The sequence below is a fragment of the Stenotrophomonas sp. S39 genome, assembly GCF_016624665.1.
Classification (GTDB): Bacteria; Pseudomonadota; Gammaproteobacteria; order Xanthomonadales; family Xanthomonadaceae; genus Stenotrophomonas.
This window is the reverse complement of record NZ_JACVTT010000205.1, coordinates 1-632: the sequence shown is the minus strand read 5'-3', so window position 1 is coordinate 632 and position 632 is coordinate 1. Positions and strand designations below refer to the sequence as shown.

1 rRNA gene is annotated in these 632 nt (G+C 51.3%); it reads right to left on the bottom strand.

Annotated elements, in window-relative coordinates:
* Positions 1–464 (bottom strand): 16S ribosomal RNA (locus IAE41_RS22325); the annotation flags it as partial.
* Positions 465–632: the final 168 nt, after the last annotated feature.

Sequence of the window (632 nt, the reverse complement as noted above, 5' to 3'; positions counted from 1 at the left end):
CCGGCTGGATTTCTTTCCCAACAAAAGGGCTTTACAACCCGAAGGCCTTCTTCACCCACGCGGTATGGCTGGATCAGGCTTGCGCCCATTGTCCAATATTCCCCACTGCTGCCTCCCGTAGGAGTCTGGACCGTGTCTCAGTTCCAGTGTGGCTGATCATCCTCTCAGACCAGCTACGGATCGTCGCCTTGGTGGGCCTTTACCCCGCCAACTAGCTAATCCGACATCGGCTCATTCAATCGCGCAAGGCCCGAAGGTCCCCTGCTTTCACCCGTAGGTCGTATGCGGTATTAGCGTAAGTTTCCCTACGTTATCCCCCACGAAAAAGTAGATTCCGATGTATTCCTCACCCGTCCGCCACTCGCCACCCGTAAGAGCAAGCTCTTACTGTGCTGCCGTTCGACTTGCATGTGTTAGGCCTACCGCCAGCGTTCACTCTGAGCCAGGATCAAACTCTTCACTTAAAACTACATGATCCGAAGATCAAAATTTAAAGCTGCAGATGATTGATGCTGGCAACGTATCGCTTGCTTTAAAACAATTAATAGTTGCTTGATCAAACGTCTGCAAGATGGACAATCATCCTTCCTGCAGGCGCCTTCACAAGATACCTGCGCATACTTTCAAAGATC